The organism is Paenibacillus sp. J22P51, from assembly GCF_059692215.1.
In genome coordinates this window covers 499,543-522,526 of the sequence record NZ_JCAUAZ010000001.1, presented here as the reverse complement: position 1 = coordinate 522,526, position 22,984 = coordinate 499,543, and the positions used below count along the sequence as shown (strand labels likewise).

26 protein-coding genes and 1 tRNA gene are annotated in these 22,984 nt (G+C 45.1%); 15 read left to right on the top strand and 12 right to left on the bottom strand.

Going from position 1 to position 22,984, the window contains the following annotated elements:
• Nucleotides 1-28 precede the first annotated feature (28 nt).
• Nucleotides 29-664, top strand: coding sequence for a DedA family protein (locus AC58QC_RS01820; RefSeq protein WP_497413498.1), 636 nt, complete (start codon nt 29-31; stop codon nt 662-664).
• Between the two features lie 352 nt (nt 665-1,016).
• On the opposite strand, the gene AC58QC_RS01815 is transcribed toward AC58QC_RS01820, so the two are convergent.
• A complete protein-coding gene (locus tag AC58QC_RS01815; RefSeq protein ID WP_497413497.1) occupies nt 1,017-1,733 on the bottom strand; it encodes a DUF4309 domain-containing protein in 717 nt (238 codons plus the stop codon).
• Nucleotides 1,734-1,999: 266 nt separating this feature from the next.
• Here AC58QC_RS01815 and AC58QC_RS01810 point away from each other — a divergent pair, with 266 nt between their 5' ends.
• Both AC58QC_RS01810 and AC58QC_RS01805 read left to right on the top strand, forming a co-directional pair.
• Nucleotides 2,000-2,569 (top strand): xanthine phosphoribosyltransferase, encoded by a 570-nt coding sequence (locus tag AC58QC_RS01810; protein ID WP_497413496.1) that lies wholly within the window; start codon nt 2,000-2,002, stop codon nt 2,567-2,569.
• An 80-nt stretch (nt 2,570-2,649) separates the two neighbouring features.
• Nucleotides 2,650-2,976: a hypothetical protein gene (locus AC58QC_RS01805; protein ID WP_056615938.1), complete on the top strand. Its 327-nt coding sequence runs from the start codon at nt 2,650-2,652 to the stop codon at nt 2,974-2,976.
• Nucleotides 2,977-3,057: 81 nt separating this feature from the next.
• Here the strand turns inward: AC58QC_RS01805 and AC58QC_RS01800 are convergent, their stop codons facing one another.
• Complete coding sequence (locus AC58QC_RS01800) at nt 3,058-3,375, bottom strand: hypothetical protein (RefSeq protein ID WP_057309825.1); 318 nt, start codon at nt 3,373-3,375, stop codon at nt 3,058-3,060.
• Nucleotides 3,376-3,550: 175 nt separating this feature from the next.
• On the opposite strand from AC58QC_RS01800, the gene AC58QC_RS01795 reads away from it, so the two are divergent.
• On the top strand, nt 3,551-3,814 hold the full coding sequence (locus AC58QC_RS01795; protein ID WP_497413495.1) for a hypothetical protein: 264 nt from the start codon (nt 3,551-3,553) through the stop codon (nt 3,812-3,814).
• Nucleotides 3,801-4,589 carry an adenosylcobinamide amidohydrolase gene (locus AC58QC_RS01790; RefSeq protein ID WP_497413494.1) on the top strand — a complete coding sequence of 263 codons (789 nt, stop codon included), beginning with the start codon at nt 3,801-3,803 and terminating at the stop codon, nt 4,587-4,589. Before AC58QC_RS01795 ends, AC58QC_RS01790 begins: the two co-directional genes overlap by 14 nt.
• 68 nt (nt 4,590-4,657) lie before the next feature.
• Here AC58QC_RS01790 and AC58QC_RS01785 read toward each other — a convergent pair whose 3' ends face one another.
• Complete coding sequence (locus AC58QC_RS01785) at nt 4,658-4,840, bottom strand: hypothetical protein (protein ID WP_497413493.1); 183 nt, start codon at nt 4,838-4,840, stop codon at nt 4,658-4,660.
• Nucleotides 4,841-4,953: 113 nt separating this feature from the next.
• Here AC58QC_RS01785 and AC58QC_RS01780 point away from each other — a divergent pair.
• Together AC58QC_RS01780 and AC58QC_RS01775 are read left to right on the top strand one after the other, a co-directional pair.
• A tRNA-Leu gene (locus AC58QC_RS01780) sits at nt 4,954-5,037 on the top strand.
• A 141-nt stretch (nt 5,038-5,178) separates the two neighbouring features.
• On the top strand, nt 5,179-5,832 hold the full coding sequence (locus AC58QC_RS01775; RefSeq protein ID WP_497413492.1) for a Bax inhibitor-1/YccA family protein: 654 nt from the start codon (nt 5,179-5,181) through the stop codon (nt 5,830-5,832).
• 87 nt (nt 5,833-5,919) lie between these two features.
• Here AC58QC_RS01775 and AC58QC_RS01770 read toward each other — a convergent pair whose 3' ends face one another.
• Nucleotides 5,920-6,144 (bottom strand): hypothetical protein, encoded by a 225-nt coding sequence (locus AC58QC_RS01770; RefSeq protein WP_497413491.1) that lies wholly within the window; start codon nt 6,142-6,144, stop codon nt 5,920-5,922.
• A gap of 167 nt (nt 6,145-6,311) precedes the next feature.
• On the opposite strand from AC58QC_RS01770, the gene AC58QC_RS01765 reads away from it, so the two are divergent.
• Nucleotides 6,312-6,593, top strand: coding sequence for a hypothetical protein (locus AC58QC_RS01765; RefSeq protein ID WP_497413490.1), 282 nt, complete (start codon nt 6,312-6,314; stop codon nt 6,591-6,593).
• A 91-nt stretch (nt 6,594-6,684) separates the two neighbouring features.
• Nucleotides 6,685-6,876: a YqzE family protein gene (locus AC58QC_RS01760; protein WP_497413489.1), complete on the top strand. Its 192-nt coding sequence runs from the start codon at nt 6,685-6,687 to the stop codon at nt 6,874-6,876.
• Between the two features lie 291 nt (nt 6,877-7,167).
• On the opposite strand, the gene AC58QC_RS01755 is transcribed toward AC58QC_RS01760, so the two are convergent.
• From AC58QC_RS01755 to AC58QC_RS01745, 3 genes are all read right to left on the bottom strand, one after another.
• Nucleotides 7,168-8,112, bottom strand: coding sequence for a hypothetical protein (locus tag AC58QC_RS01755; protein ID WP_497413488.1), 945 nt, complete (start codon nt 8,110-8,112; stop codon nt 7,168-7,170).
• Nucleotides 8,113-8,228: 116 nt separating this feature from the next.
• On the bottom strand, nt 8,229-9,233 hold the full coding sequence (locus tag AC58QC_RS01750) for a YqhG family protein (RefSeq protein ID WP_497413487.1): 1,005 nt from the start codon (nt 9,231-9,233) through the stop codon (nt 8,229-8,231).
• Nucleotides 9,230-11,020: a DEAD/DEAH box helicase gene (locus AC58QC_RS01745; protein WP_497413486.1), complete on the bottom strand. Its 1,791-nt coding sequence runs from the start codon at nt 11,018-11,020 to the stop codon at nt 9,230-9,232. Before AC58QC_RS01745 ends, AC58QC_RS01750 begins: the two co-directional genes overlap by 4 nt.
• 217 nt (nt 11,021-11,237) lie before the next feature.
• On the opposite strand from AC58QC_RS01745, the gene AC58QC_RS01740 reads away from it, so the two are divergent.
• The gene (locus AC58QC_RS01740) at nt 11,238-12,077 is read left to right on the top strand and encodes a lipoate--protein ligase family protein (protein ID WP_497413485.1); all 840 of its coding nucleotides are present in this window, start codon (nt 11,238-11,240) and stop codon (nt 12,075-12,077) included.
• 122 nt (nt 12,078-12,199) lie between these two features.
• Here AC58QC_RS01740 and AC58QC_RS01735 read toward each other — a convergent pair whose 3' ends face one another.
• The 4 genes from AC58QC_RS01735 to dat form a co-directional block, all read right to left on the bottom strand.
• On the bottom strand, nt 12,200-12,994 hold the full coding sequence (locus AC58QC_RS01735) for an ABC transporter ATP-binding protein (protein ID WP_497413484.1): 795 nt from the start codon (nt 12,992-12,994) through the stop codon (nt 12,200-12,202).
• Nucleotides 12,994-13,908, bottom strand: coding sequence for an ABC transporter permease (locus AC58QC_RS01730; protein ID WP_497413483.1), 915 nt, complete (start codon nt 13,906-13,908; stop codon nt 12,994-12,996). Before AC58QC_RS01730 ends, AC58QC_RS01735 begins: the two co-directional genes overlap by 1 nt.
• Nucleotides 13,909-13,986: 78 nt before the next feature.
• Nucleotides 13,987-15,042, bottom strand: coding sequence for an ABC transporter substrate-binding protein (locus tag AC58QC_RS01725; RefSeq protein WP_497413482.1), 1,056 nt, complete (start codon nt 15,040-15,042; stop codon nt 13,987-13,989).
• A 273-nt stretch (nt 15,043-15,315) separates the two neighbouring features.
• A complete protein-coding gene (gene dat / locus AC58QC_RS01720; protein ID WP_497413481.1) occupies nt 15,316-16,146 on the bottom strand; it encodes a D-amino-acid transaminase in 831 nt (276 codons plus the stop codon).
• Between the two features lie 289 nt (nt 16,147-16,435).
• On the opposite strand from dat, the gene AC58QC_RS01715 reads away from it, so the two are divergent.
• The 3 genes from AC58QC_RS01715 (at nt 16,436) to AC58QC_RS01705 (ending at nt 20,473) form a co-directional block, all read left to right on the top strand.
• A complete protein-coding gene (locus tag AC58QC_RS01715) occupies nt 16,436-19,069 on the top strand; it encodes an adenosylcobalamin-dependent ribonucleoside-diphosphate reductase (protein WP_497413480.1) in 2,634 nt (877 codons plus the stop codon).
• Nucleotides 19,070-19,310: 241 nt separating this feature from the next.
• On the top strand, nt 19,311-19,655 hold the full coding sequence (locus AC58QC_RS01710; protein ID WP_497413479.1) for a restriction endonuclease: 345 nt from the start codon (nt 19,311-19,313) through the stop codon (nt 19,653-19,655).
• A gap of 512 nt (nt 19,656-20,167) precedes the next feature.
• The gene (locus AC58QC_RS01705; protein ID WP_497413478.1) at nt 20,168-20,473 is read left to right on the top strand and encodes a hypothetical protein; all 306 of its coding nucleotides are present in this window, start codon (nt 20,168-20,170) and stop codon (nt 20,471-20,473) included.
• Between the two features lie 339 nt (nt 20,474-20,812).
• Here the strand turns inward: AC58QC_RS01705 and AC58QC_RS01700 are convergent, their stop codons facing one another.
• Nucleotides 20,813-21,505 (bottom strand): DUF559 domain-containing protein, encoded by a 693-nt coding sequence (locus tag AC58QC_RS01700; RefSeq protein WP_497413477.1) that lies wholly within the window; start codon nt 21,503-21,505, stop codon nt 20,813-20,815.
• Nucleotides 21,506-21,584: 79 nt separating this feature from the next.
• Here AC58QC_RS01700 and AC58QC_RS01695 point away from each other — a divergent pair, with 79 nt between their 5' ends.
• Nucleotides 21,585-22,562: a PDDEXK-like endonuclease domain-containing protein gene (locus AC58QC_RS01695; protein WP_497414055.1), complete on the top strand. Its 978-nt coding sequence runs from the start codon at nt 21,585-21,587 to the stop codon at nt 22,560-22,562.
• Nucleotides 22,563-22,730: 168 nt separating this feature from the next.
• Complete coding sequence (locus AC58QC_RS01690; RefSeq protein ID WP_497413476.1) at nt 22,731-22,889, top strand: hypothetical protein; 159 nt, start codon at nt 22,731-22,733, stop codon at nt 22,887-22,889.
• The last annotated feature ends 95 nt before the right edge of the window (nt 22,890-22,984 follow it).

Sequence of the window (22,984 nt, the reverse complement as noted above, 5' to 3'; positions counted from 1 at the left end):
GAAGGTTTAACTCGGGAGTGTGTTGGTAGTGAAGGAAGTTCTGTTTGATTTTATTAGCCATTATGGCTATGTTGCCTTATATCTCTTGTTATCCGCTGGTATGGTTGGCGTACCGATTCCTGATGAAACACTGATGGTGTTCATCGGCTCATTGACCACGCAGGGTGGCCCCTTTGAATTCGGCCCAACATTAGCCGTTATTTATGCAGGGACAATGACAGGGATGACGGTTAGCTATATAATCGGTCATCGTGTGGGGAAGCCCTTTCTCAATCGGTATGGCAAATGGGTGAAGTTGACCCCGAGCCGAATCGAGAGAGCGGAAGGCTGGTTTAAGAAGTACGGGCTGTGGACGGTGTTCTTCGGTTATTTCGTACCGGGCGTTCGTCACTTTACTTGTTATTTGTGTGGCGTAAGCGGTGTGAAGTTTTATAAATATATTTTGTATGCGGGCACGGGAGCGCTGCTCTGGTGTACAACCTTTCTGACCCTGGGCCGATTTATTGGCGATAATTGGGAAGAATTTTTACATTTGATGCATACCTATATGGGAATTTCACTCTTCGTACTGGTCATTCTTACTGCCATCGGCGTGCTGATCTACCTTCGTTTTCGGAAACATCACATTGTTATACTGAAACGAAAATCCAAAAAAAGACCATGAGATTCAACCTCTAGGGGTGAATTCATGGTCATTTTTAGGTTTTGGAACTCAAGGAGATCTAACGGACATAAGAGTCGCAATAGGGGCCAATTGTGAGGATTTTCCTAATCTAACGGACATAGAGGCTGTTATTCTAATGGAAACTGGCGATATTGGGGTTTTCAAACTAGAATAACGGCTATGATGTCCGTTAGCTACTGAAAAGCGTATATCCGACGGAAATAACGTCCACTATGTCCGTTAGCAGTGGTTAGTGGATCCTTGTGTGAGACGGAGAGCATTAGCGTTCCTGTCATACAAGAAAAAGCAGAGGATCCATGGTGGATTCTCTGCTTTTTATCATTACGATCCGTTACGAATTTGCAAAAAGCTTAATGGATTGAATCGTATTGTCATGCGGATCAATATCGATCTTGAGCAAGGTGCCTTGCGCTTTATAAGATAACACATAGGTTGAGTTCGTATCAGGCTTGCCTAGGATGGCAATCGCATCTTGTACGCTCTGACCTAATCGCAGTCCATGCAAACCAGGGTCAATATCTATGGAGTGGACATCTACGAATTCAAGATTTCCTTTGCTATTAAAACCAACGGAAAAGTCGGTGAAGTCGTACACTTCCAGGTTATCTTCTTCCATGACGAATTGCTTCTTCACTTTGCCAAAACGCTCCAGTACTGCCGCTTTCGCAGTTCCAAGCTTTAATCCCATCAAGGTGGGCTTTTCTTGTTGGTAAGCATCCTCTGCTTTGACCTTCGGTTTGGCAGTTGGCTTCGGACTCGTGAAGGATTGGGTGTGGGAGAGATCCCCTTGATCGACTTTGGTAATGCCGGCAACTTGCGCTTCATGCTTTATGCTATCGTCAACCGCAGGTGTGGCAGTCGGGGCCGTGACAACGATTGAAGGCGCAGGTTCTTGCTGCGGCTGGGATGGTGTATACGTTGTTGATACGTCTATGGTAGCCTTTGGAGCAGGAGCAGATGATTCTTGGCATCCAGCCACCAAGAATGATGCAATTGCAACAGGCATACAGCCTACAAGGATGGGTCTAATTAGGTTGTTCATTGCCATCTTTCCTTTCCTCCGAGGAGTAGTTGAAGTGAAAAATATAAGTAAGATTAATGATACTGTTTTATCGAAGGTTTTCAATGCATCTTCTTGCCCAAATGTGAGCAATTCTAGAACGAATTCCATTTGAATGAAATCCTCTTATATATATAGACACTCTAGAAGCCCAAAAAGTTTCAGTGTTTTTTGTTATTTTCGAAATGGACTTGAAACAGGCAGGAGCAATATGGTAACTTACTCATAATAGACAGCTATAGGGGGCCGATTTCATGGAGTTATTAAAAAAGCGGATCTTAGAGGTTGGCATCGTTGCTTCGGATCAAGTACTTAAACTAGATGCTATTTTGAACCATCAGGTAGATCCTGTTCTCATTATGGAGATGGGGAAAGAATTTGCAAGATTGTTTAGAGAAACGAAGCCAGACAAAGTGTTAACGGTGGAATCATCTGGTATTCCTATTGCTTATACAACGGCTTTGCAACTTGGTGTTCCTATGGTATTTGCTCGCCGCAAGAAAACATTGACAATGGATCAAGATACGTATAGCGAACGCGTTCCGTCTTTTACCAAAGGAATTGTTACGGATATTATGGTATCATCACATTTGCTTACAAAAGGTGAACGTATCCTGCTGATCGACGATTTTATTGCGAATGGGGACGCAGCACGCGGCTTAATTCGAATTGTGGAGAAAGCCGAAGCAGAGCTCGTTGGTGTTGGAATTGTTGTTGAGAAATCTTTTCAAAATGGCGGAAAATCCATTCGCGAACGCGGAATTCGCGTAGAGTCACTCGCTCGTATAGCTTCACTTGCAAACGGGCAGATCACTTTTGACTGATTTTACATTTAGGGTATGGCTTCCCTGAAACCGATTTATCCATTATAATGATTACAAGGTAAGAGAGGAGGCTGACATCTATGGGTATCGAAAATGGTTCCATTGACTATTTTATGACAAAGCTTGGGGAAGCAAAGACTCACTTTGAACGTGCGCTTGATTGTAAACATACAGAGTTTGATGACCTGTATCCGTATATGATTGAACACCCTCAATTTTTCTGGTATAAGCGCTATGTGGCCTGGTCCGAGTTGTTAACGATCGTGAAGCTTTGTACGGAGCTAACAATCGAGTGGGAGCAGCAGTTCTCTGTTGCACAATCGGATTATATTAAGAAACGTGTGATGTCAAGCAAAGTCCTTGATTTCTGGTTTGAAACGAATGATTCGAAAGAGCATGTAAGCTAATAAATCCCATATATGAAAAAAGGCCAATGAATTCCAAATGGATTCTTGGCCTTTTTTATTTGTATCTATATTTCAAATAATTCAAATGCCATTTTCCAAAACGTTCATCGTTTCGATATGCCTCTTGGTCTGTTCAGAACCTAATCGGTGCAGTGTGCGATACACTTCCGTTAAATAGTAATCATATTCCTGATTCGTTTCATTCGAGTAGTATACTTTCCAAGGGAGCCAAGAGGTCGCGTAGCTGCCCTGAGAAGAATTGTCGGTTTCTTCAAAAAGCTCTTGCAGCTTGGCGATGTCATCCTCCGTTGCAGATATTTCAAATTCGTAATCAAGTGCTGTGCTGTCTTCGAGTACTTCTCCCGTGCCTACATTGATGTAGTACGTTCTCTTCTCCATTGTAATGTCCTCCCTTTCGGTAGGCATGAGATTGCCTGTGCCTTGTCGCGTGTCTCGTCCTCGTTAAGGTAACCGAAGATGAATGGATTTATGTAAAGTTTCACCGAATCGCGAATTGGTGTATGCTTAGGAAGAATAGTTGATTTGCGATACTTATAATGGAGGTGCTAAATAGATGATTTCGGAAGAACAATTGGATCAATATCGCGTAGATAGCACACTGCTGCGGGTGATTAGAGATGTCAGTCCCGCGAACGATGTGCGTGGTATTGTTGTAGCTTGGGATGATGAGACGGTTCTTATTCGCAAAAAAAACCGTAGAGTCGTAAAGCTTGCCCGTGGATACGTGTATCAGCCTTATGAGAACGAAAGGCCACCAGCGTTCATGCTGCCTCAGGAAACGATAGCGCCGGATGATCTGTCCGATGATGCAGAGTGAGAGTACTTCCGCGATTAGTTTAATTGCTGGTGTAGGGATGAGACAGGTACAATCGCCGCACGGACGTTACTTGCAGATCACAAGTGAAACCCCATTGCGAACGCTGAATTCTTCTCCATGGGGCGGTGGATTTGGATCTCATCGTGTTTTGATGAATCGCCAAGTGGACAAGACCTACAATGAGATCGACCCTTTGGTTGAGATGGAGGCTTTCATCGCAAGGGAAGGGCTTGAACCTCAAGATACGGCTGGCATGCTCACCGCGGCGTGGGTAAAGGATGTTGGATTCAAGGAGCTTACTTGGCCGATAGAGGACGAGCGTAGTGAGCAGTCTGTAGACGCGGTAAATGAGGAGGAATCGCTTCGTGTTGCCGCTTGGGTGACCGTTGGGCTCGGGAATAAAGCACGAGCAGGTGCGATACTGCCAGCTACCTCGCTCTACCCTGGTACGATTAACACCATCATCGTCATTGAAGGTAATTTGACGGATGCGGCCATGGTGAATGCGGTAATTACCGCTACCGAAGCCAAAGCTGCCGCGCTTCAAGAGTTGAACACCATGATCAATGGTCAAATAGCAACAGGTACGTCAACAGATGCGGTGTTGATTGCCGCGACGGGCAGAGGATCGACGTACCGATACGCTGGTACAGCGACAACTGTGGGCTATCTTATTGGCAGAACAGTTTATGAAGCTATTCTGTCATCCGGACAGTTGTATGAACTTGAAATGAGCAAACGCGCTGCTGCAGCTTCAACAGGAACGATAGGATGATGTTGAGCCGAACAGCGTAGTAAAAGACCTCCTATCCATCTCTGGAAGGGAGGTCTTATGCGATTTATCTACGTTCTGCGGTATACGCCGTAAGCGAGTCCAATCGCAAGGGCGTCGATGTCAGAGATATCTTCATCATCTTCGCTTGTGAAGTTCGGATCGTGGACGATAGCTTGTGCCTCGCCCTCGGTTAAATGACGCTGATTGCCGGTGTACTTTGGCTCCAGTGCTTTGATTTCTTCCTCATCCATAGCTCATGCCTCCTTTGTGAATAGGGTTAGAATCAGGTCGGAGAATTATACACAAGAGGCAAAAGTTTCATTGACGAGCTTTCGCGTCACATGGTATATTATTTTTTGTAAACGCGATCATGGCGGAATTGGCAGACGCGCACGGTTCAGGTCCGTGTGGGCTTACCCCCGTGGAGGTTCGAGTCCTCTTGATCGCATACCTGAAACACCCTTTTCTGAGATATCAGAAAAGGGTGTTTTTGTGTCAAACCGCTGCCCTGTAGCGATTTTCATGAAATGCAGGTATAATACATAGCATAGATTGTACATCTTTATTTACTAAAGGAGCTGAATTTTTCATGGATAGAACAGTTTCGATAACACAATCCGGAAGCTTTGCGCATGTGCTTCAAACGTTTGCCATCTCACTGTTGGTTTCATTTATCGGGACTTTGATCGGCGCGATGGTAGTACCGCCATCCATGGTCATGCTCTTCGTTATTGCCGAGGTTGTCATGCTGGTAGCCGCCATCGTCATCCGAATTCGCGGCAAGCATATTGGCTATGGCTTTCTCTACGCATTTACAGCCATTTCTGGCGTGACGCTATATCCTGTTATCATGGCTTATGGCGGCCAGCTTGGGGCTAGCGTGGTTTCAGGTGCTTTCTTCGCAACGGCAGCGATTTTTGGGTCATTGGCCTTCTACGCACACCGTTCACAGCGCGATTTTAGTTTCTTAGGCGGATTCTTGTTTGCAGGAACGATTGGACTTGTGCTGATGAGTGTGCTTGGCATGTTCCTACATTTCGGTTCCCTGATGAATTTGGTATGGTCCATGGTTGGGATTCTGATCTTCAGCGGTTGGGTGCTGTATGATGTAGCCCAGTATCGCAATGGTGTCGAGCCACAAGCTGTGCCGCTCGCTGCGCTGAATATTTATCTTGATTTTATTAACTTGTTCCTATACATTTTGCGGTTTATCGCTTCAATTGCAGGAATCAACAGAAACTAAACGTGCGGTCAACGCATGAAAAAAAAGCACGATGGCTCCAATCCACGGGAATGTGGGGGAGTCCATCGTGCTTTTTTTGCTGAGAGGCTAGAGCTTGAATGGCAGCTTTTTCGTATGAAAGAAAGGAATATCTCCTCGAAAGCTTCGATTGATTTCCAGAAGGGTATGGATTAACTGGGTCAGATCTGTATGATTCATGCGAATTGTGAATGGAGCTAAAGTATTGTCTGTTTTTATGCGGATCTCAAGCCTAAGATTTACTTCATCCATATAAATGTCAAGCTGCTCGGTTGCAAGCATTAGTTCCCACATTCAAACCAACACCTCTTTCTCTCTCTAGTTACTCTAGCTTATGTGGGTTGGACGAGATTAGAAGTAGAAACAACGAACCGGATGGATGCTTTTTATGGAAATAAGCACGATTTCAGCTCATGCCTCATACAATTTAATGATCCTAATAGAAAGAGGTGAGAAGACCTATGGCAACTTGCAGCACATGGACGTATAAAGGGATTTCGCCTTCGGTATTCAGAGCGTTGCAGCAGGTGGGCAGGAGGCAAGGATTTGCTATTCCTAACACAGCATCAGGCAAATTTACAATTTCAGTGGTCAGCATGAATGTTGGCTTCCAATATGCCTGGGATACGAATGCACAAACCTTATTGTTGCAGTGTGATAATAAGCCAATGCTGTTAGGCTGCGGCACGATTAAATCCTTCGCAGATAAAATTATTGCAGAGAGCGGCGGCAGGCCAGGATGAACGCCTGTGTGTAGGCGGTCAGCCACCTGTCTTTGCGAAGTTTAAAGCCTTATTGCTCTGGTTAGAATAAGGGTAAAAGGCAGGTGGACGTATGGCAAAAAGCGATGATCTGGTGAAGTACATAACACAACAAGTCGTCACCTATATTGACACGCCGAAGGAAGTTCGAAAGCAAGCCAAAGCGTCGATCAAACAACAACGCGAAGGCTGGCAAACACGCTGGTTTGGGATGCTGCCGTTGGCTGCGCGGATGATGTTCGGACGGACGAAATCGAGAAAATGAGTTGCGGAACGTGAGGACGCTATTTGACTCGAAATCTCCGTTTTTCAAGAGATACGGAACGTGAGGGCGCTATTTTTGTGAAAATCGCTCGATTCAACGTTTGTGAGTGAAAATAGCGGAACCACGTTCCGTAATTATTGAAAGTGGCACGTTTTCCAACAAATAGCGGAACCACGTTCCGTATGAAGACCCGTAGTAATCCGAACCGATGTAGTTCCACTTAATCGAGTAAAGGGTTAATACACCAAAAAGGCAAACCAGAAAATACTGGTTTGCCTTTTGTTTTTCAACCTAAGGATAAATCTCCCCTAGACCAAGAGATGCATCTAATAGCACATAACGCGGGCCTTCATGCTCCAATACAAGATAGTTATCCCCATGTACCCATTGTTGATAACCGAGTACGGCTAACGGCATCGTCACCTGATCATCGTACAGTTCAGTGACGTAGGTGAGCGTGCCCTGCTGCTCCAGAGCAATCTGAAGCTCAGGCAAGGATGTGACAGGCAGCGGGGTGCCTTCAATCCATGGCAGTTGCTCATATGGATCAAATGCGGGACGTACGAAAGTTTGCGAACCCTGCGATAAATCAGTCGCGGTGACTATGGCATCTGTCATTCGAGGCGTTGGATCTTCCGTGAGCGGAAGCAATTCGCCCGATTTGGCATCGAGATAATAGGTCTCATCATCCAGCGCTATTTTCCAAACAGAAGTAAGGGTATCCATATATAAGCGGTCTTCAATGATCGTTTCATTTTGCACAAAATCGTCGTATAAGGTTGTAGAAGGAATGAGTTCCTGTTGTATCAAGGAGCGATACAACGTGGCCAAGCTAAATAGCGGAGATTTGCCTGTCCCATATTCGGTCAATCGGAACCCGCCGCTATCTACGGCATGAACAATCATATAGCCCACCTCTTGCCCTTGATCAGTCAAGATGATGACCCATCCATGGGTGCCAGGTCCGAGCGGATAGCTGTTCCAACGTGCTTGCTGCCAGCCTTCAAAGCCGGCCTCCTTCGCTAGTGTGGATTGCCACTTACTGATTGTTGAACCGAATGATGACGTACTCGTCAAGTCAGGCTTTGAGGTTGCTGTTGCTTTGCTTGGTTCTTTTACTTGGGCCTGCGTATGGCTTGTCCCTTCTAAGTTGTCGACGGCCGAGGTGTGTAAGGGCATGAAGCCAATACTGCACAAAATAATACAAGTGGCTGTCCAAGTGGTCCACGACTTCATCTTCGTTCACCTGCCTCTCGCTAACCTCTTAGTGTATGTGACTATTGTAATTCTTATGCTTTGAAAAGAATGTTAGAACCTGTTGCGTGTTATTTGCGAGGTTTTAGCGACTTGCGTCAGTTTCTGGATGATAATCGACTCGCATTGAGGTGAAACAAACCGCCATTAATGACGGATACAGCGATCCGTGGCTTATGTTGCCAATCGATTTCCTCCAGCCGATTCCGACACTGGATTTCGATTTCGTCTCTTTTGTCGGGTTCTGCTGCCAGCAAAAGCCCGTTGTAATAGCCTTCCACACGATCGATTTCACTACGGTGCTGAGCATTCGCTTCATCGGCCCATCGGTGGTCGTAGGTACTGATTTTGCGCTCAAGCGTCATCTCTAAGGCATTGATCGCCTTCGGAATTGAAATCGTATCCGGTAAGATGTGACTATTGGCAGGGAGCTTCGGTGAAAGACTTTTGGTTAACATATGCTTGTGAAAATGCTCACGAATTTCCCCGCTATTGAGCTGAATCGCTAAGGAATGAATTTCAGTCCGCTTCCGGTCGCAGAGAAGCTCAACCTTGTAGTTCACACAGAGCCACGTATTATAAACGAGGGAAGCGTGATGCGTCGCCCCCGTCGGGAAGGGCTCTTCGAATAAGTGTATGAATCGCCCGCGTTCGCGAACGATGCCAAAGATCTGGTCAAGTCGTCGGCTGCCGAAGGTTACGTCATCTTGTGGAACTCGCGTGGTGATGGTCGTCGGAACAAAGCCGAAATAACGGCCGAGAATGCTATCCGGCGCACTACCCGCTAGTGGATTCGCAGCAGCTCCGCTTGAACCCGATGGTCCGTAGCCGGTTGAGGGAGGACTTTGGACTGCGGTAGCAGCAGCTTTCGGCTTCGCTTCAAGCTTCATTTGCTCCGGGTCGATCACGAATTTATAGGTCATCGTTTCTGCTGCTGCACCTGTCCGCTCAATGAAGCTCCAATAGTAAGGACGGCCGGTCATTTCCCGATCTGCTTCGGGAGAGAGCTTAGCCGTAACATAGGCAGGCGTTTTCTCCAGTATCGTGCAGTCGTAAGCTTCCAGAAAGCGCATCACGAACGAGTGAATGTTTCGTTTATTCATGGGCCAACCTCCACGCTCTGGGATCCGCCTACGGCATCAAGGATATCTTGGAACTTGGCGCCATACTGCGGATTTTGCTCGATCTCCTGCCGCACCTCGCTGATGGAATGCCCAAGCTCATCGATTTTTCGGCGGATTTCCTCGCCTGAGCCAGCTTCCATCACCATGCGGAAGAGGGATGTTTCAAGCGAGCCGCGTTTCTCGATTTTCTCCAGAATCGTATCTAGCTGCCCGATGACCAATTCGAACATATTGATTTTCTCGTGCAATAACGAGAGGATATGTTCTTCAATGGTATTCCTTGTGGATAAGTTGTAGATGTTAACGTCATGGGTTTGCCCGAGTCGATGGACACGGCCGATCCGTTGTTCCACGCGCATAGGGTTCCATGGCAGATCGAAGTTGATCATGTTGTGGCAAAATTGGAGATTGATCCCCTCGCCACCCGCCTCGGTTGCAATCAGTACTTGAACGCGATTGCGGAATAGATCCATCATCCAGTCTTTTTTGCCCCGATTCATGCCTCCGCGATAGGGGACAGCTGTAATCTTGCGTTCTTTGAGGTAGTTCAATAAATATTCTTGGGAAGCTCGATACTCGGTGAAAATGATCACTTTATCGTTGATATCTTGTATGAGGCGCATCGTTGTTTCGGCTTTGCTATTCGACTTGATGCTGCGAATAAGCTCAACTAGCTCCCATATCTTAGGACGTATCGGCGAGTCTTCGGCTGTCTTTTTAAATAAATTCACCAACGTAATAAACACAGCATCTCGAGAGCTGCACACCTCACGTTGGAGGGTAATCATGGATAGCATCGAGCTGAGATCGCCGCCACTCTCGGAATAGCGAGATCGCACGAAATTCGTGACGCCATCATAGAGCGCTTGCTCGTCATCTGAGAGGGTGAGGGGGATATTCCGCACAATACGTTTCGTATAGTGAACGCCTCCATCGCCTCGACGGTTGCGGATCATCACCTTGGACAGCTCCTGCTGCAGCTGAATTTCATTCTTCGGCGTACGCTTACCAACAACAAAGTTGGACTTGAAGCTGTTCTGACCGCCTAGCTGGCCTGGCTTTAGCAAGGTGATCAGGTTGTAGAGCTCTTTGAGATCGTTCTGCACAGGCGTAGCTGTGAGGAGCAGGCAGTATTTTTTGCGCAGCTCGTTGACGAAGGTGTAGTTGGTCGTTTTTTTATTCTTAAGCTTGTGCGCTTCATCGACGATGAGCATATCGTATTCAAGGCCCATCACAATTTCGCGGTGCGGGTCCCTTTTCGCAGTATCCATCGAGGCTACGATAATGTCGGCTTGCTGCCACATATAAGCCTTCTTATGCGCAACGGCGGGGATGCCGAATTTGGTATTCAATTCCCGAACCCATTGCAGGACAAGGGAAGCGGGTACAAGGATGAGCGTTTTGCGGACAAGCCCGCGGATCATGTATTCTTTTAAAATTAAACCGGCTTCAATCGTTTTCCCGAGTCCAACCTCGTCGGCTAGAATGGCGCGTCCACGCATCTCATTCAACACTCGCTTAGCCGTATCAATCTGATGCGCCATTGGCTCTAGAGTCCCCAAATGCGCGAGGCATTGCATATTATCAAACGTAGAAATAAGCCCCGACTCTTCCGATTCGTAGGCAAGCTGATAGAGGGTCCAGTCGTCCCAAGGACCTCCTCCACGTACACGATTGTCCAGCTCGGTAAACCAGTCCCTCTCAAAATGCATATCCAGCTGTTTATGAATGGGGCGAATGTTCTCTTGCTGATCATGTTGACGCATGGCTGTGCCCTCCTAAACGTTCTGATTTTGCGTTGGCCCTTGCAAACGTCGAATACATGTTAGTATGTCCAGAGAAGAATCTTTCATAACTTTTCCCATGTAAGAGTTTTACTATGGCTGCTTGGCTCGGAGGTCGAATGAGGAACATGAATATGCTATGATAGAGGTTGGTTTATGGAAAAAGGTGACGCTGTACAGGAAAGGATGACGAATTGAGATGACAGCTTGGCGATTTATACATACAGGAGATCGTTCTCCTGCTGAAAATATGGCTTTAGATGAAGCGATTCTAACCGCTCATAGTGAAGGCAAGGTTCCTCCGACAGTGCGTTTCTATGGATGGAATCCAGCAACCTTATCAATCGGTTATTTTCAAAAGGCCGCAGAAGTGGATCAGGAAGCGGTGGCGAGCGAAGGTATCGGATTTGTTAGACGCCCCACTGGCGGAAGAGCTGTGCTGCATGATAAAGAGCTGACGTACAGTATCATCGTGGCTGAGGATTACCCGGGCATTCCGCGCAATGTAACGGAAGCTTATCGCGTGTTAAGCGAGGGGCTGCTGCAAGGATTTCGAGCGCTAGGACTTGAAGCGGAGATGGTGCAGCTGGCGAGCGATGAGGAAAAAGAGAAATATGCGTCCGCAGGTTCTGCGGCTTGCTTCGATTCACCATCGTGGTACGAGCTGGTTGTTGAAGGTCGCAAAGTGGCAGGTAGCGCGCAGGTTCGGCAGAAAAATGTCGTGCTGCAGCACGGCTCTATCCTGCTTGACATGGATACGGATCAATTATTTCGGATGCTGCGCTTTTCCAATGAGAAGGTGGCAGATCGCATGAAACAGAGCTTCCTTAAGAAAGCGGTGGCGATTAATGAATTGCTGCGGGCGCAAGGGAAGAAGGAAGTCACGCTGGGGGAAGTGGAGGAAGCGTTTCGACGTGAAATTGCGCTAGGACTTGGTGTTGAACTCGTAGAGTCGTCCTTGACGGACTATGAGGTTGAACTTACGGAGCGATTAGTGAACGAGAAATATGGGACGGATGAGTGGAATTTAAGGCGTTAATTGAAGAGATGATTATAGAACGCAACGCCCCAACTAGAATTGGAAGAAATTTACACAGTGTAAGAAAAATAGGGCAGTCCTAGAAACCATGAAAGATGGCTTCTGGGACTGCCCTTTTGTGTTTATCCGAGTACCACTCGGTCATCTGCTAGCTTATTGCCGCTGATCTGCTCAAACTCACCGAGCAGCTGCGCTACCGTGAGGTCCTTCTTCCGTTCCTCGCTTACATCGAGGATGATACGGCCCTTGTCCATCATGATCAGGCGATTGCCAAGACGAATCGCTTGCTCCATATTGTGCGTGACCATGAGCGTGGTTAGCTTCATTTCTCGCACGATTTCCTCGGTCAATCGTGTGATCAGCTCAGCTCGCGCAGGATCCAAGGCTGCGGTGTGCTCATCAAGCAGCAGAATCTGCGGCTTGGTGAACGTCGCCATCAGCAAGCTGAGAGCTTGACGCTCTCCGCCGGAGAGCAGTCCGACCTTCGCGCGCAGTCGGCCTTCCAGGCCGATGCCTAGGCGCTGCAGCTGTTCCAGGAACAGCGCGCGCTTACGCGCGTTGACGCCGAAGCTCAGCCCGCGCTTCTTGCCGCGGGCATAAGCCATGGCGAGATTCTCCTCGATGGTCATTCGAGGAGCCGTCCCCGCCATGGGGTCTTGAAAGACGCGGCCGATCCAGCGGCTGCGCTCGTACTCAGGCAGATGGTGGATCACCTCACCATCGATGCGCACTTCGCCAGCATCCGGCGTCATAACGCCGGAGATGATGTTCATCAGCGTCGATTTACCGGCGCCGTTACTCCCAATGACCGTGACGAAGTCACCGGGCTTCAGGGTTAAGTTAATGCCGATTAGCGCGATTTTCTCATCCGCTGAACCGGGGTTAAATAGCTTAGAAACATTCGAGAGCTGAAGCATTATCGCTCACCTCCATTGTTCAATTGCATCGCGCGAGCGATGAGCTCAGCGGAACGCCGCTTAGCCGTCGCTTTTTGCTTAATGGCTCGCTGCACCGAAGGCAGTACGAGCGCGATAATAACGATGATCGCGGTAATTAACTTCAAGTCGGAAGCTTTAAGCCACTCCACTCTAAGGGCTAAAGCGACCACAATCCGGTACACAATGGAACCAAGCACAGCAGCTAATGTCGCCTGAAACACCGTTCTAGCGCCAAAAATCGCTTCACCAATAATGACAGAAGCTAGTCCAACGACGATCATACCGATACCCATCGATATGTCAGCAAAGCCCGACTGCTGTGCGATGAGTCCTCCGGATAACGCCACTAACCCGTTCGACAAGCTCAAGCCTAGAATCGTTGTATTGTCTGTATTTGCGCCAAAACTGCGAATCATTCGCGCATTGTCTCCTGTTGCTCTGAGGGAAAGTCCCAGATCAGTATGCAGGAAAGCATCAAGCAATAATTTGAACACAATCACAATGATGAGCACAACCGCAATTGGCGACATTGAGGTGAACAAAGTATCTGCACCTAGTAACGAAATGTTCGGCTTGCCCATAATGCGCATATTAATCGAATACAAGGCAATCATCATGAGAATTCCGGAGAGAAGCCCATTAATTTTACCTTTTGTATGAAGCAGTCCCGTACAAGCTCCAGCGATAAGCCCGCCTGCAAAAGCGGCTAAACAAGCCAGCAAAGGCGAGTAGCCATGCGCAATCAGAATCGCTGCAATGGCACCGCCTGTTGTAAAGCTTCCATCCACCGTTAGATCCGGGAAATCGAGAATTCGAAACGTAATATAAACACCAAGCGCCATCAACGCATAGAGAAGACCTAGCTCGAAGGCACCATTGATTGAAGCCAACATAATCATTTTCCTCCTTACTTTGTGAAAAAAAGGGGCGAACGAAAGCGACGTTCACCCCTTGTGTGTCTTTCATTCTTCTTACTGAATAATGTTTTTCTCTTTATCTTTTACTGCAGCTTTCATAGCATCCGTTACTTCGATGCCTTGAGCTTTGGCTGCTTTCAAGTTGAGGATGAGATCCATTTTGTCAGGCACAGTTACTTTCATGTCTGCCGGTTTTTTACCATTCTTGAGAATGTCGACAGCCATTTGACCTACTTGGTAGCCATGATCATAATATTTGAAGCCAACTGTTGCGAATGCTCCTTTTTCCACGGTATCGCGGTCACTGGAGAAGAAAGGGATTTTCTTTTCGTTTGCGACTTGAATGATACCATCCACACCGCTAACTACTGTGTTATCCAATGTAATCAAGAAAGCATCTGCACGGCCAACAAGGGATTGCGCAGCTTGTTTTACTTCAGATGTATTCGTTACTGGCGCTTTAACGAGTTTAATTCCGTGCTTGGATAAAGATTGCTCGGCATTTTTGGCCATAATAACCGCATTTGGTTCCCCTTCATTGATGACAAGGCCAACCGTCTTCACCTTTGGCATGTTTGCAGCAACGAAGTCCATCAATTGGGCAACGGCCATAGGGTTTGTGTCTGAAGCGCCGGATACATTACCGCCTGGCTTGTCCACATTGGTCACGATTTTCGCTGCAAGCGGGTCAGTTACAGCTGCGAAAAGAATCGGAGCCTTCTTCACTTGCTGTACAATTGCTTGTGCGGATGGTGTTGCAATACCCAACACGAGATCGTTGTCTGCTGAAGCAATTTTTTGAGCGATGGATAAGTTATTAGGTTGATCGCCTTGCGCATTGTTGAAGTCAACTTTCAAATTCGTTCCTTCTACGATACCAGCATCTTTCAACGCAGCCAAGAAGCCTTGACGTGTGGCATCCAAAGACGGATGCTCAACAATTTGTGAAATGGCGATTTTGTACGTTTTTGATGCGGCTGCTGAGGCTGCCGGAGTTGCTGAAGCCGTACCTCCTGCTGCCGGTGTTGGATCAGCCTTTTGTCCACAACCTGCTACGACCATAAGTGCTGCTGATAATACGAATGATACGAGTGCTTTCTTTTTCAACATTATTACCCCTCTCGAAGTTCCTAGTTGCTGCTTGGACGCATTGCTCTCGCACCACTTTAACGCTTTTGTTCAGCAAAGTATAAGGATACGGAGCGTCCAGGCTCTTTTATAATTAACCATAGTTTAAATGGCTGAGTAGGTTCCGTCAATTGTTTTATAAGTATTTGTGATATTTTTGTAAACATCGTCGTGAAAATGAAAGAGGACATCCCTCACAACCATGCGAGATGGCCGAGGGCTGCCCGTTTGACGTTGAAAATGGGGGGCTTCCTTCTAGTTAAGGAAGGTTCTTTCAAATTCGGCTTGAAGCTTCTGGGTAATTGGCCCAGGTGTACCTGTACCGATGGCTTGACCATCGATTTGTAAGAGCGGTGTGATTTCCACGGTCGTACCTGTGATGAAAGCTTCATCCGCTTGCAGCAGCTGCTCAGTAGTGAAGGTTTCTTCTTTAATAGGAAGATTGAGTGAATGCGCTATGCGCAATACGACAGCTCGAGTAATGCCGTGTAGAATTAGATGATTGGCCGGATGGGTGTAAAGAATTTCATCCTTGACGATCATCAGATTCGAGGCACTGCATTCTGTCACCGTTCCTTCACGATGCAGCACGACTTCTTGCACGCCATGATCAAGCGCAGCTTGCTTTGCAAGGACATTGGGGAGCAGATTCAGCGTTTTGAGATCGCATCTTAGCCAGCGAATATCCAGTTGTGTGATGGCTTTGATGCCATTTTGAATCGTAGCTAGCGGACGTTTTACTTCTGAACAGTATGCCAGCAGAATCGGGTCAGCCTGAGCAGGGAAGGGATGAGCACGTGGCGCCTCTCCTCGGGTGATTTGCAAATAAACTGTGCCTTCGATGAGGTTATTATGCTGGATAAGCTTGCTCAGAATGTCTATGATTTCATCACTCGTATACGGTAAAGGTAAGCGAACTTCGCTGGCAGTTCTTTGGAGACGTTGCATATGGGCGTCAGTTTCATAGAGGTGTCCATTGTAGACGCGAAAAACCTCATATATCCCATCACCGAAATAATACCCGCGATCGTCGGGCGAAATCAGTACGTCCTTTTTATGTACGAATTCATTTTTATAAAAATACATGTGGGTGCGCTCCTTTGAAAAAAATATTAATGGAACATATGTTCTAAAAAATGGCTTCATGTGGTATCCTACTTATAGGTTAACAAAGGAAGAGTTGCGCGTCAAAGCTAGCAAATTTGGTTTTAGATTAGGAATTCGTATTTTTAGGACTTTTGCCAATGGTTGAACCATATCTTGTGTAGTATAATGTTTTGGTAATACCAGATATTGTGAATTGTAGGCTATCATTTCTTGCAGTTCGTATCTTAATTGCAGCTGAAAATGCAGTTTATTGGGAGGCTTATGAATCATGGGGAAAGTTTACGAGAGTAAGAAATTGGATGGTTTGAGTGAGAAAATCTTTTTGGATCGGTACGCACTAAAAAATGCGGATACGAGCCACGCAAAAGTAGGGGACACGGTCCTTGTTCTAACGAAGGATGATCCCAAATTCCCTGCCAAAGAGGTTGGCGAAATTATTAGTCGTGATGGTAATATCGTGAAAGTTCGAACTCGCAGTGGGGAAACAGTTGAATCTGCAGTTGAGAAGCTAACGTTAAATATGGAGAAAACGCCGGAAGAAATGTGGGATCGCTTGGCAGGCGCTATGGCATCTGTTGAGAAAACACCGGAAAAGCGTCAAGAATGGACGGATAAATTCAGATACATTCTGAATGACTGGAAGCTTGTACCAGGGGGGCGTATTGCTGCTGGTGCTGATGCAAGTGATGAATTAACGCTATTTAACTGTTACGTTATTCCTTCACCGAAGGATAGTCGTGGTGGCATTATGAGCACGTTGAGTGAAATGACGGAAATTATGTCGCGTGGTGGCGGCGTAGGGATTAACCTATCGTCCCTTCGTCCGAGACGTTCCGTTGTTAAGGGAGTAAACGGGTCTTCTAGCGGTGCTGTTTCTTGGGGTGGGCTTTTTAGCTATACAACTGGCCTGATCGAGCAAGGGGGAAGTCGTCGTGGCGCATTGATGCTGATGATCAATGATTGGCATCCTGATTTGGAGGATTTCATTACTGTGAAGTCCACGATGGGGCAAATTACGAACGCGAACCTATCCGTGTGCGTAAGCAACGGCTTCATGAAAGCTGTGAAGGAGGATTTGGAGTGGGAACTTGTTTTCCCAGATACGACAGATCCTGAGTACAATGAGTTATGGGACGGCAATTTAGATGCTTGGAAAAAGTTGGGCAAGGCTGTTAAGCCATATCGTACTGTACGTGCTCGGGAAGTATGGCACTCGATCATTGAATCCGCTTGGAAATCAGCTGAGCCTGGTGTTGTCTTCTTGGAATATTACAATCAAATGTCCAACAGTTGGTATTTCAATCCTATTATTTGTACGAATCCATGTGGGGAACAGGGGCTTCCAGCTTGGGGCGTTTGCAACCTGTCTGCAATCAATCTTTCTAAGTTCTATGATGCCGAGAACCACGATGTTGATTGGAAAGAATTGGCTACAGTCGTACGCTATTCCACGCGTTTTCTTGATAATGTCATTGATAAAACACCTTATCATTTTGAAGAGAATCGGGCGAATCAACAAAACGAACGTCGTGTAGGTCTTGGTACTATGGGACTTGCTGAACTGATGATCCTATTGAAAATTCGTTACGGCAGTCCAGAATCATTAGCATTCTTGGATAAGATTTATGGTTTCATGGCCAGAGAAGCTTATCTTGCTTCAGCTGAGATTGCGGGTGAGAAGGGATCCTTCCAAGCTTTCATTGAAGATAAATTTATGGAAAGCGGCTTTATGAAGAAGATGACCAGCGTCTATCCGGAAGTTGGCGAAGCGATTCGTCAGCATGGGATGCGTAACGTCACTGTGATTACACAGGCGCCAACGGGAAGTACAGGGACGATGGTTGGCACATCGACGGGAATCGAGCCATACTTTGCATTCGAATACTATCGTCAGAGCCGTCTTGGTTTCGATAAACAATATGTGCCGATTGCGCAGAATTGGAAGGATGCGAATCCAGATCAGGAACTGCCGGATTACTTCGTTACATCGATGAGCTTGTCCGCCGAAGATCATATTCGTGCGCAAGCAGCGATTCAAACTTGGGTAGACAGCTCGATTTCGAAGACGGCTAATTGTCCTGCTGATTTCACCGTTGAAGAAACGAAGCGACTCTATGAACTGGCGTATGATCTAGGCTGTAAAGGTGTGACCATCTATCGCGATGGAAGTCGTGATGTCCAGGTGTTGAGCACGAGCTCGGATAAGAAGGATGAAGTGAAAGTTGAGGCTCAGCCGGAAGTAGCTCCAGTAGCTGTCGCGGCAGAGGCTGTTGTGGAAAAGGAAAGCTTCGCTTCTATTTCTGGCAAACTAGCAGTGAACGTGGACGCCAAGACGGAACAAGTCTTCGATAAGCAATACAAGCGCCGTCCGCAAATTCTGCGTGGCGCGACTTATAAAGTGAATACCCCATTCGGTATGGCGTATATCACCATCAATGATATGAATGGAACGCCAAGTGAGATTTTCCTTAACGTAGGAAAAGCAGGGTCTGACGTATTCGCGATGTCCGAAGCACTCGGTCGCGTGTGCTCTCTGTTCTTGCGTTATGGCGATCACGGTGACAAAGTGAAGCTGCTCGTGAAGCACTTGAAAGGCATTGGCGGCTCCGGCGCTATTGGTTTCGGTAACAACCGCGTTGAGTCAATCGCGGACGCGGTTGCCAAAGCGCTCGAGCAGCACGACGAAGTGATGAGCGAGCCAGACGACGCGCGGAACTACGTGACCGCGACGAGTGAAGTGATTGAGGCTGCGCCAGCGACAGCGGCAGGCGGTGCAGGGTCTCATGGGCACGCAGCTCCGAGCGCGGCGAAGGACCTGTGCACGTCTTGTGGATCTGCTTCGCTGGTGAACAGCGAAGGGTGTAAGAATTGTATCAACTGCGGCTATAGCAGATGTTCGTAGGAGAGAGCCAGGGCGGGGTGCCCTGGCTCCTCCTTATTTTTGTTTTTTCAAAAAGTGTAGGTTCTCATAAAGTTTAAGATTCGATCGTTAAGTTTAAGATTCGATCGTTAAGTTTGAGACAATGATCAAAAAGTTTATGATGGAAAACACACCGATTATGCTATGCGATTAGATAATTATCACAAAGTGTAAGACAACGAGTTTGATTAATTATACTGTAGTAATATAGGTCGCAAAGGACGTGAATCAGAGTGAAGCAATTGTAACTATTGGGTCGGGTGATTTCGGTGTTGATATTGAAGAAATACGTGGTGATGGGTTGTATCTTGGGCAAATAAAATGTTATGCAGACTATAACCCAGTGTCTTTTGACCCGATTGCGATTATTCACTCGCAAATGATAAAACAAAATGCTAAAGGTGGTTATGTAATTACCACAAGCACTTTTACCCCAAATGCAAGGGCTTATGCAGAGGGATTAAATATAAGACTAATTGAAGGGCGAGAATTAATTGATTTGTGGGTGAGAAGTTTGGAGCATAAAAATGCTTCATCAAAATTCATTTTCAATCCTTCTATTGCTTGAATTAAAAGGGAGTCCGCCTAAGCAAGAGTGGACTCCCTTTTAATTATCAGCATGCGTTAATCAAACCGTTCTTTACAAATTGATGTTTGTAATGATCGTTCGACTAGCATTCTTTAAACCACGAATGAATCTAAACGGTGTCCACCTTTTAGTAGCACGCCATAAATACTTACCTCGTTCTTAGGAATTGACAAGTTTCCTTCGAATATTTCTCACCATTACTGTCAGTAACGATTTTATTATCGTGAGTTTGTATGAGAATATTGCTTCCCATCAGTTCTCTATTTAAAAAGATTGAAATGGGTTGATGGAATACGCGCATCCGTTCAAAATCTGAGTGTTCGATGAGTTGCCGTTGTTTTGCCATGTTGCGCTCCTCTAAAGAAAAATGATATGCACTATTATTACATATATAGGGTGTTATTTACAGACGTTTTTGTATTGTGTTGATAATATTGAAATCACTCCATATAATATAAGAACTAATGTTCTTATTCGGTGGTGAAGCAAACTTGGACTCAACTCAGAAATTAACTGCTACGGATGTTTCACAATATTTAAGCGATAGTTTTGGATTGGAAATAAGTCCTGATGATCTATTACGAAAATATCCATGGCACAGGATTGTTTGGTATCACTTTTTTGCATTGGCATATTACAAAAAAGGTGATTTCTATGAAAGTTGGGATGATGTGCCTGATCCAATTGAAGGCATGACGGCATATATCATCTCCTTGGAGGTATTGGATCGATTTCAGTATAGAAAAGGAGTGTGGTATGATCTCGGATCTGCCACAGCGGATTGTTGGAAGGAATAATGAATATTAACTTTACGTTATATTATTGTATTGCAATCTTGCACTCTTACGGATGGAAAGTGTTAAGTAAAATAATAATAATTAAATATTATTTTCATCTGGAATTAATAAATCACACTTATAATAAAAGCCACCCCCCCTTTAAAATATAACTTAGACCCTCAGCCCGTTGCTGAGGGTCTCTCTTTGTTAATTAAACGAACAACACATAAGCGGTTCAAAATCTGTATCATAATTAATGCCTAAATATGAGACACACATTGTTGAAATTATGGCATACCTTCTATTGTTATTCAAAGTAAAATATCAGAATGAGTCATTAACTATTCGAACATTATCCTAAACCCCCATAGTTTCTTCCCTTAACAATTTACCTAAGTCTGAAGTTCTTTTATGAATAGCAGTTTTGATTTTTAAATCTGGTACATCTTCATAATCTAAGTCTAAAATGGCAAGTTCATTTTTATATTTTTCAGTAATCAAATATCTTTTTGAAACATAATGGTAAGTTCTTTTTATAGTGTTGGCAACTTGAATTCGATTTTCCCTGATTTCTTTACTTGAAATTCGTAATAAATTAGTCTGTGGCAATACAGCTAATATAATTGCCTCCCTCTCTGCATCAGTATATGTTTGATTTTCATGCTGCTTCCCATCTAACTCGATATAAAGTATCGGGTGATTATTTAGATATAAAACTTGGTCTAATCTGAATAGCCCTGTACTATCATCAAGTGGTCTTTCTAAAAGATCTTCATTTACAACATCTTTAAGTAGCGGATTAACCATAGGGCTTAATCCGATTTTTACAACTTCATTAAACACTATAGCTTCTAAGTCGCTTTCAACCTTTTCGTGCCAATTATCGAAACTATTTATAAACATTCCCACTTCTTCTATAGAAGTGAGTAAGCAAAGTGGGTGTTTACGAAACTTATTAAATATCATTGAATGGTACTCTTCATTTTCTATCTCTGTATTGTCTTCGTATGTGATCGAATTAACCCTATGATTTTTCCAGTATACAGTCAAACTAACCGCTCCCTTAGAATGATTTTTTATAGACCATTTTTAATTATACATTGTTCTGTTAACTGGAAACTATAGCTAAATAAACAATGATAGTAAGGGAAGCGCAGCAAAGCCTTTTGAATTTATTTCAGTTGAAGGACGTTGGGAAAATCAATCAAATCGAGTTGAAGCAGAGAAAACGGTTGATATAGTCTTGGATATCCTTCAGAAAGATGTGAGCAAACCAACACTTGGAATCATCACTTTTAACAAGAAGCAAGCTGACCTTATCAATGATGTTTTGGAAGAAAGGATTGCAAGTAATCCCGAAGTTCAAATATTAATTGAAGCAGCGAAAGCTCGTAAGAATGGAGAAGAAAATGTCGGTCTCTTTGTGAAAAACATTGAAAATGTTCAAGGGGATGAACGAGATGTTATTTTGTTCTCAATTGGTTATGCAAAAGACATTTCTGGTAAAATGGTTAGTCAATTTGGACCATTAGCAAGGGATGGAGGGGAAAACCGACTAAATGTTGCAATTTCCCGTGCTAAAATCAAAGTTTACATTGTATGTTCATTTGAACCGAGCGAATGGACGAGAGTTGAAACTTATGCAAAGGGTGTAAGATTATTCAAACGTTATCTGGAGTACGGTAAAGCTATTTCTGATGGTAACTTTGAACTTGCTCAATCGATTCTAAACGGTCTTATTGATGCGACTAACGTTCAAGAATTTAGTAACCAATTGATTTTCGATAGTGTGTTTGAGGAAGAGGTTTGCCAGGCTTTGCGAGCATGTGGTTATGAAGTTCACACTCAAGTTGGTTTTTCAGGTTATCGGATTGATTTAGCGATATTAGATCCCATGACTAAAGAGAGATACATTTTAGGTGTTGAATGTGATGGGGCAGCGTATCATTCCTCGAAAGTTGCTCGTGAAAGGGATTTGTATAGACAAAGGTTCCTAGAGAGTAGGAAAATACACAGGATATGGAGTCGTAATTGGTGGTTATCTAAAAATAAAGAGATTGAAAAAATTCAAGCTCATATTACTCGATTATCCAATTTAAATACTTAAAAAAGAGGTGAGTTCAATGGGGAAAAGTATAAAGAAATTAGTATTGCTTTGTAGTTTGTTTTTATTATTTACATTGAGTTATAGCCATATTACGAATGCCGAAAGCACATTAATTGAAGATCCTACCCTGGAAATAGCATCATCAAACAGCGTTGGCCAGATGTCAAAGTGATCATACTGACCACGTTTCAGGATACCGATAATGCAGCGGAAGCGATCTCGCTCGGAGCTGAGGGATATCTGCTGAAAAGCGTCCAGCCTAAGCATTTTTTTCATGTGATTAAATTTGATCCCAGAGCTGAAGATGATATTGAGAATGATGTTTAGCTGTTTAAAAACTCAGCAAAATTGTTGATGGACAAGGATATCAGAGCACTATCGACAAACAAGGAAGCGGGGAAAGAAACGATGGAATGGATGTT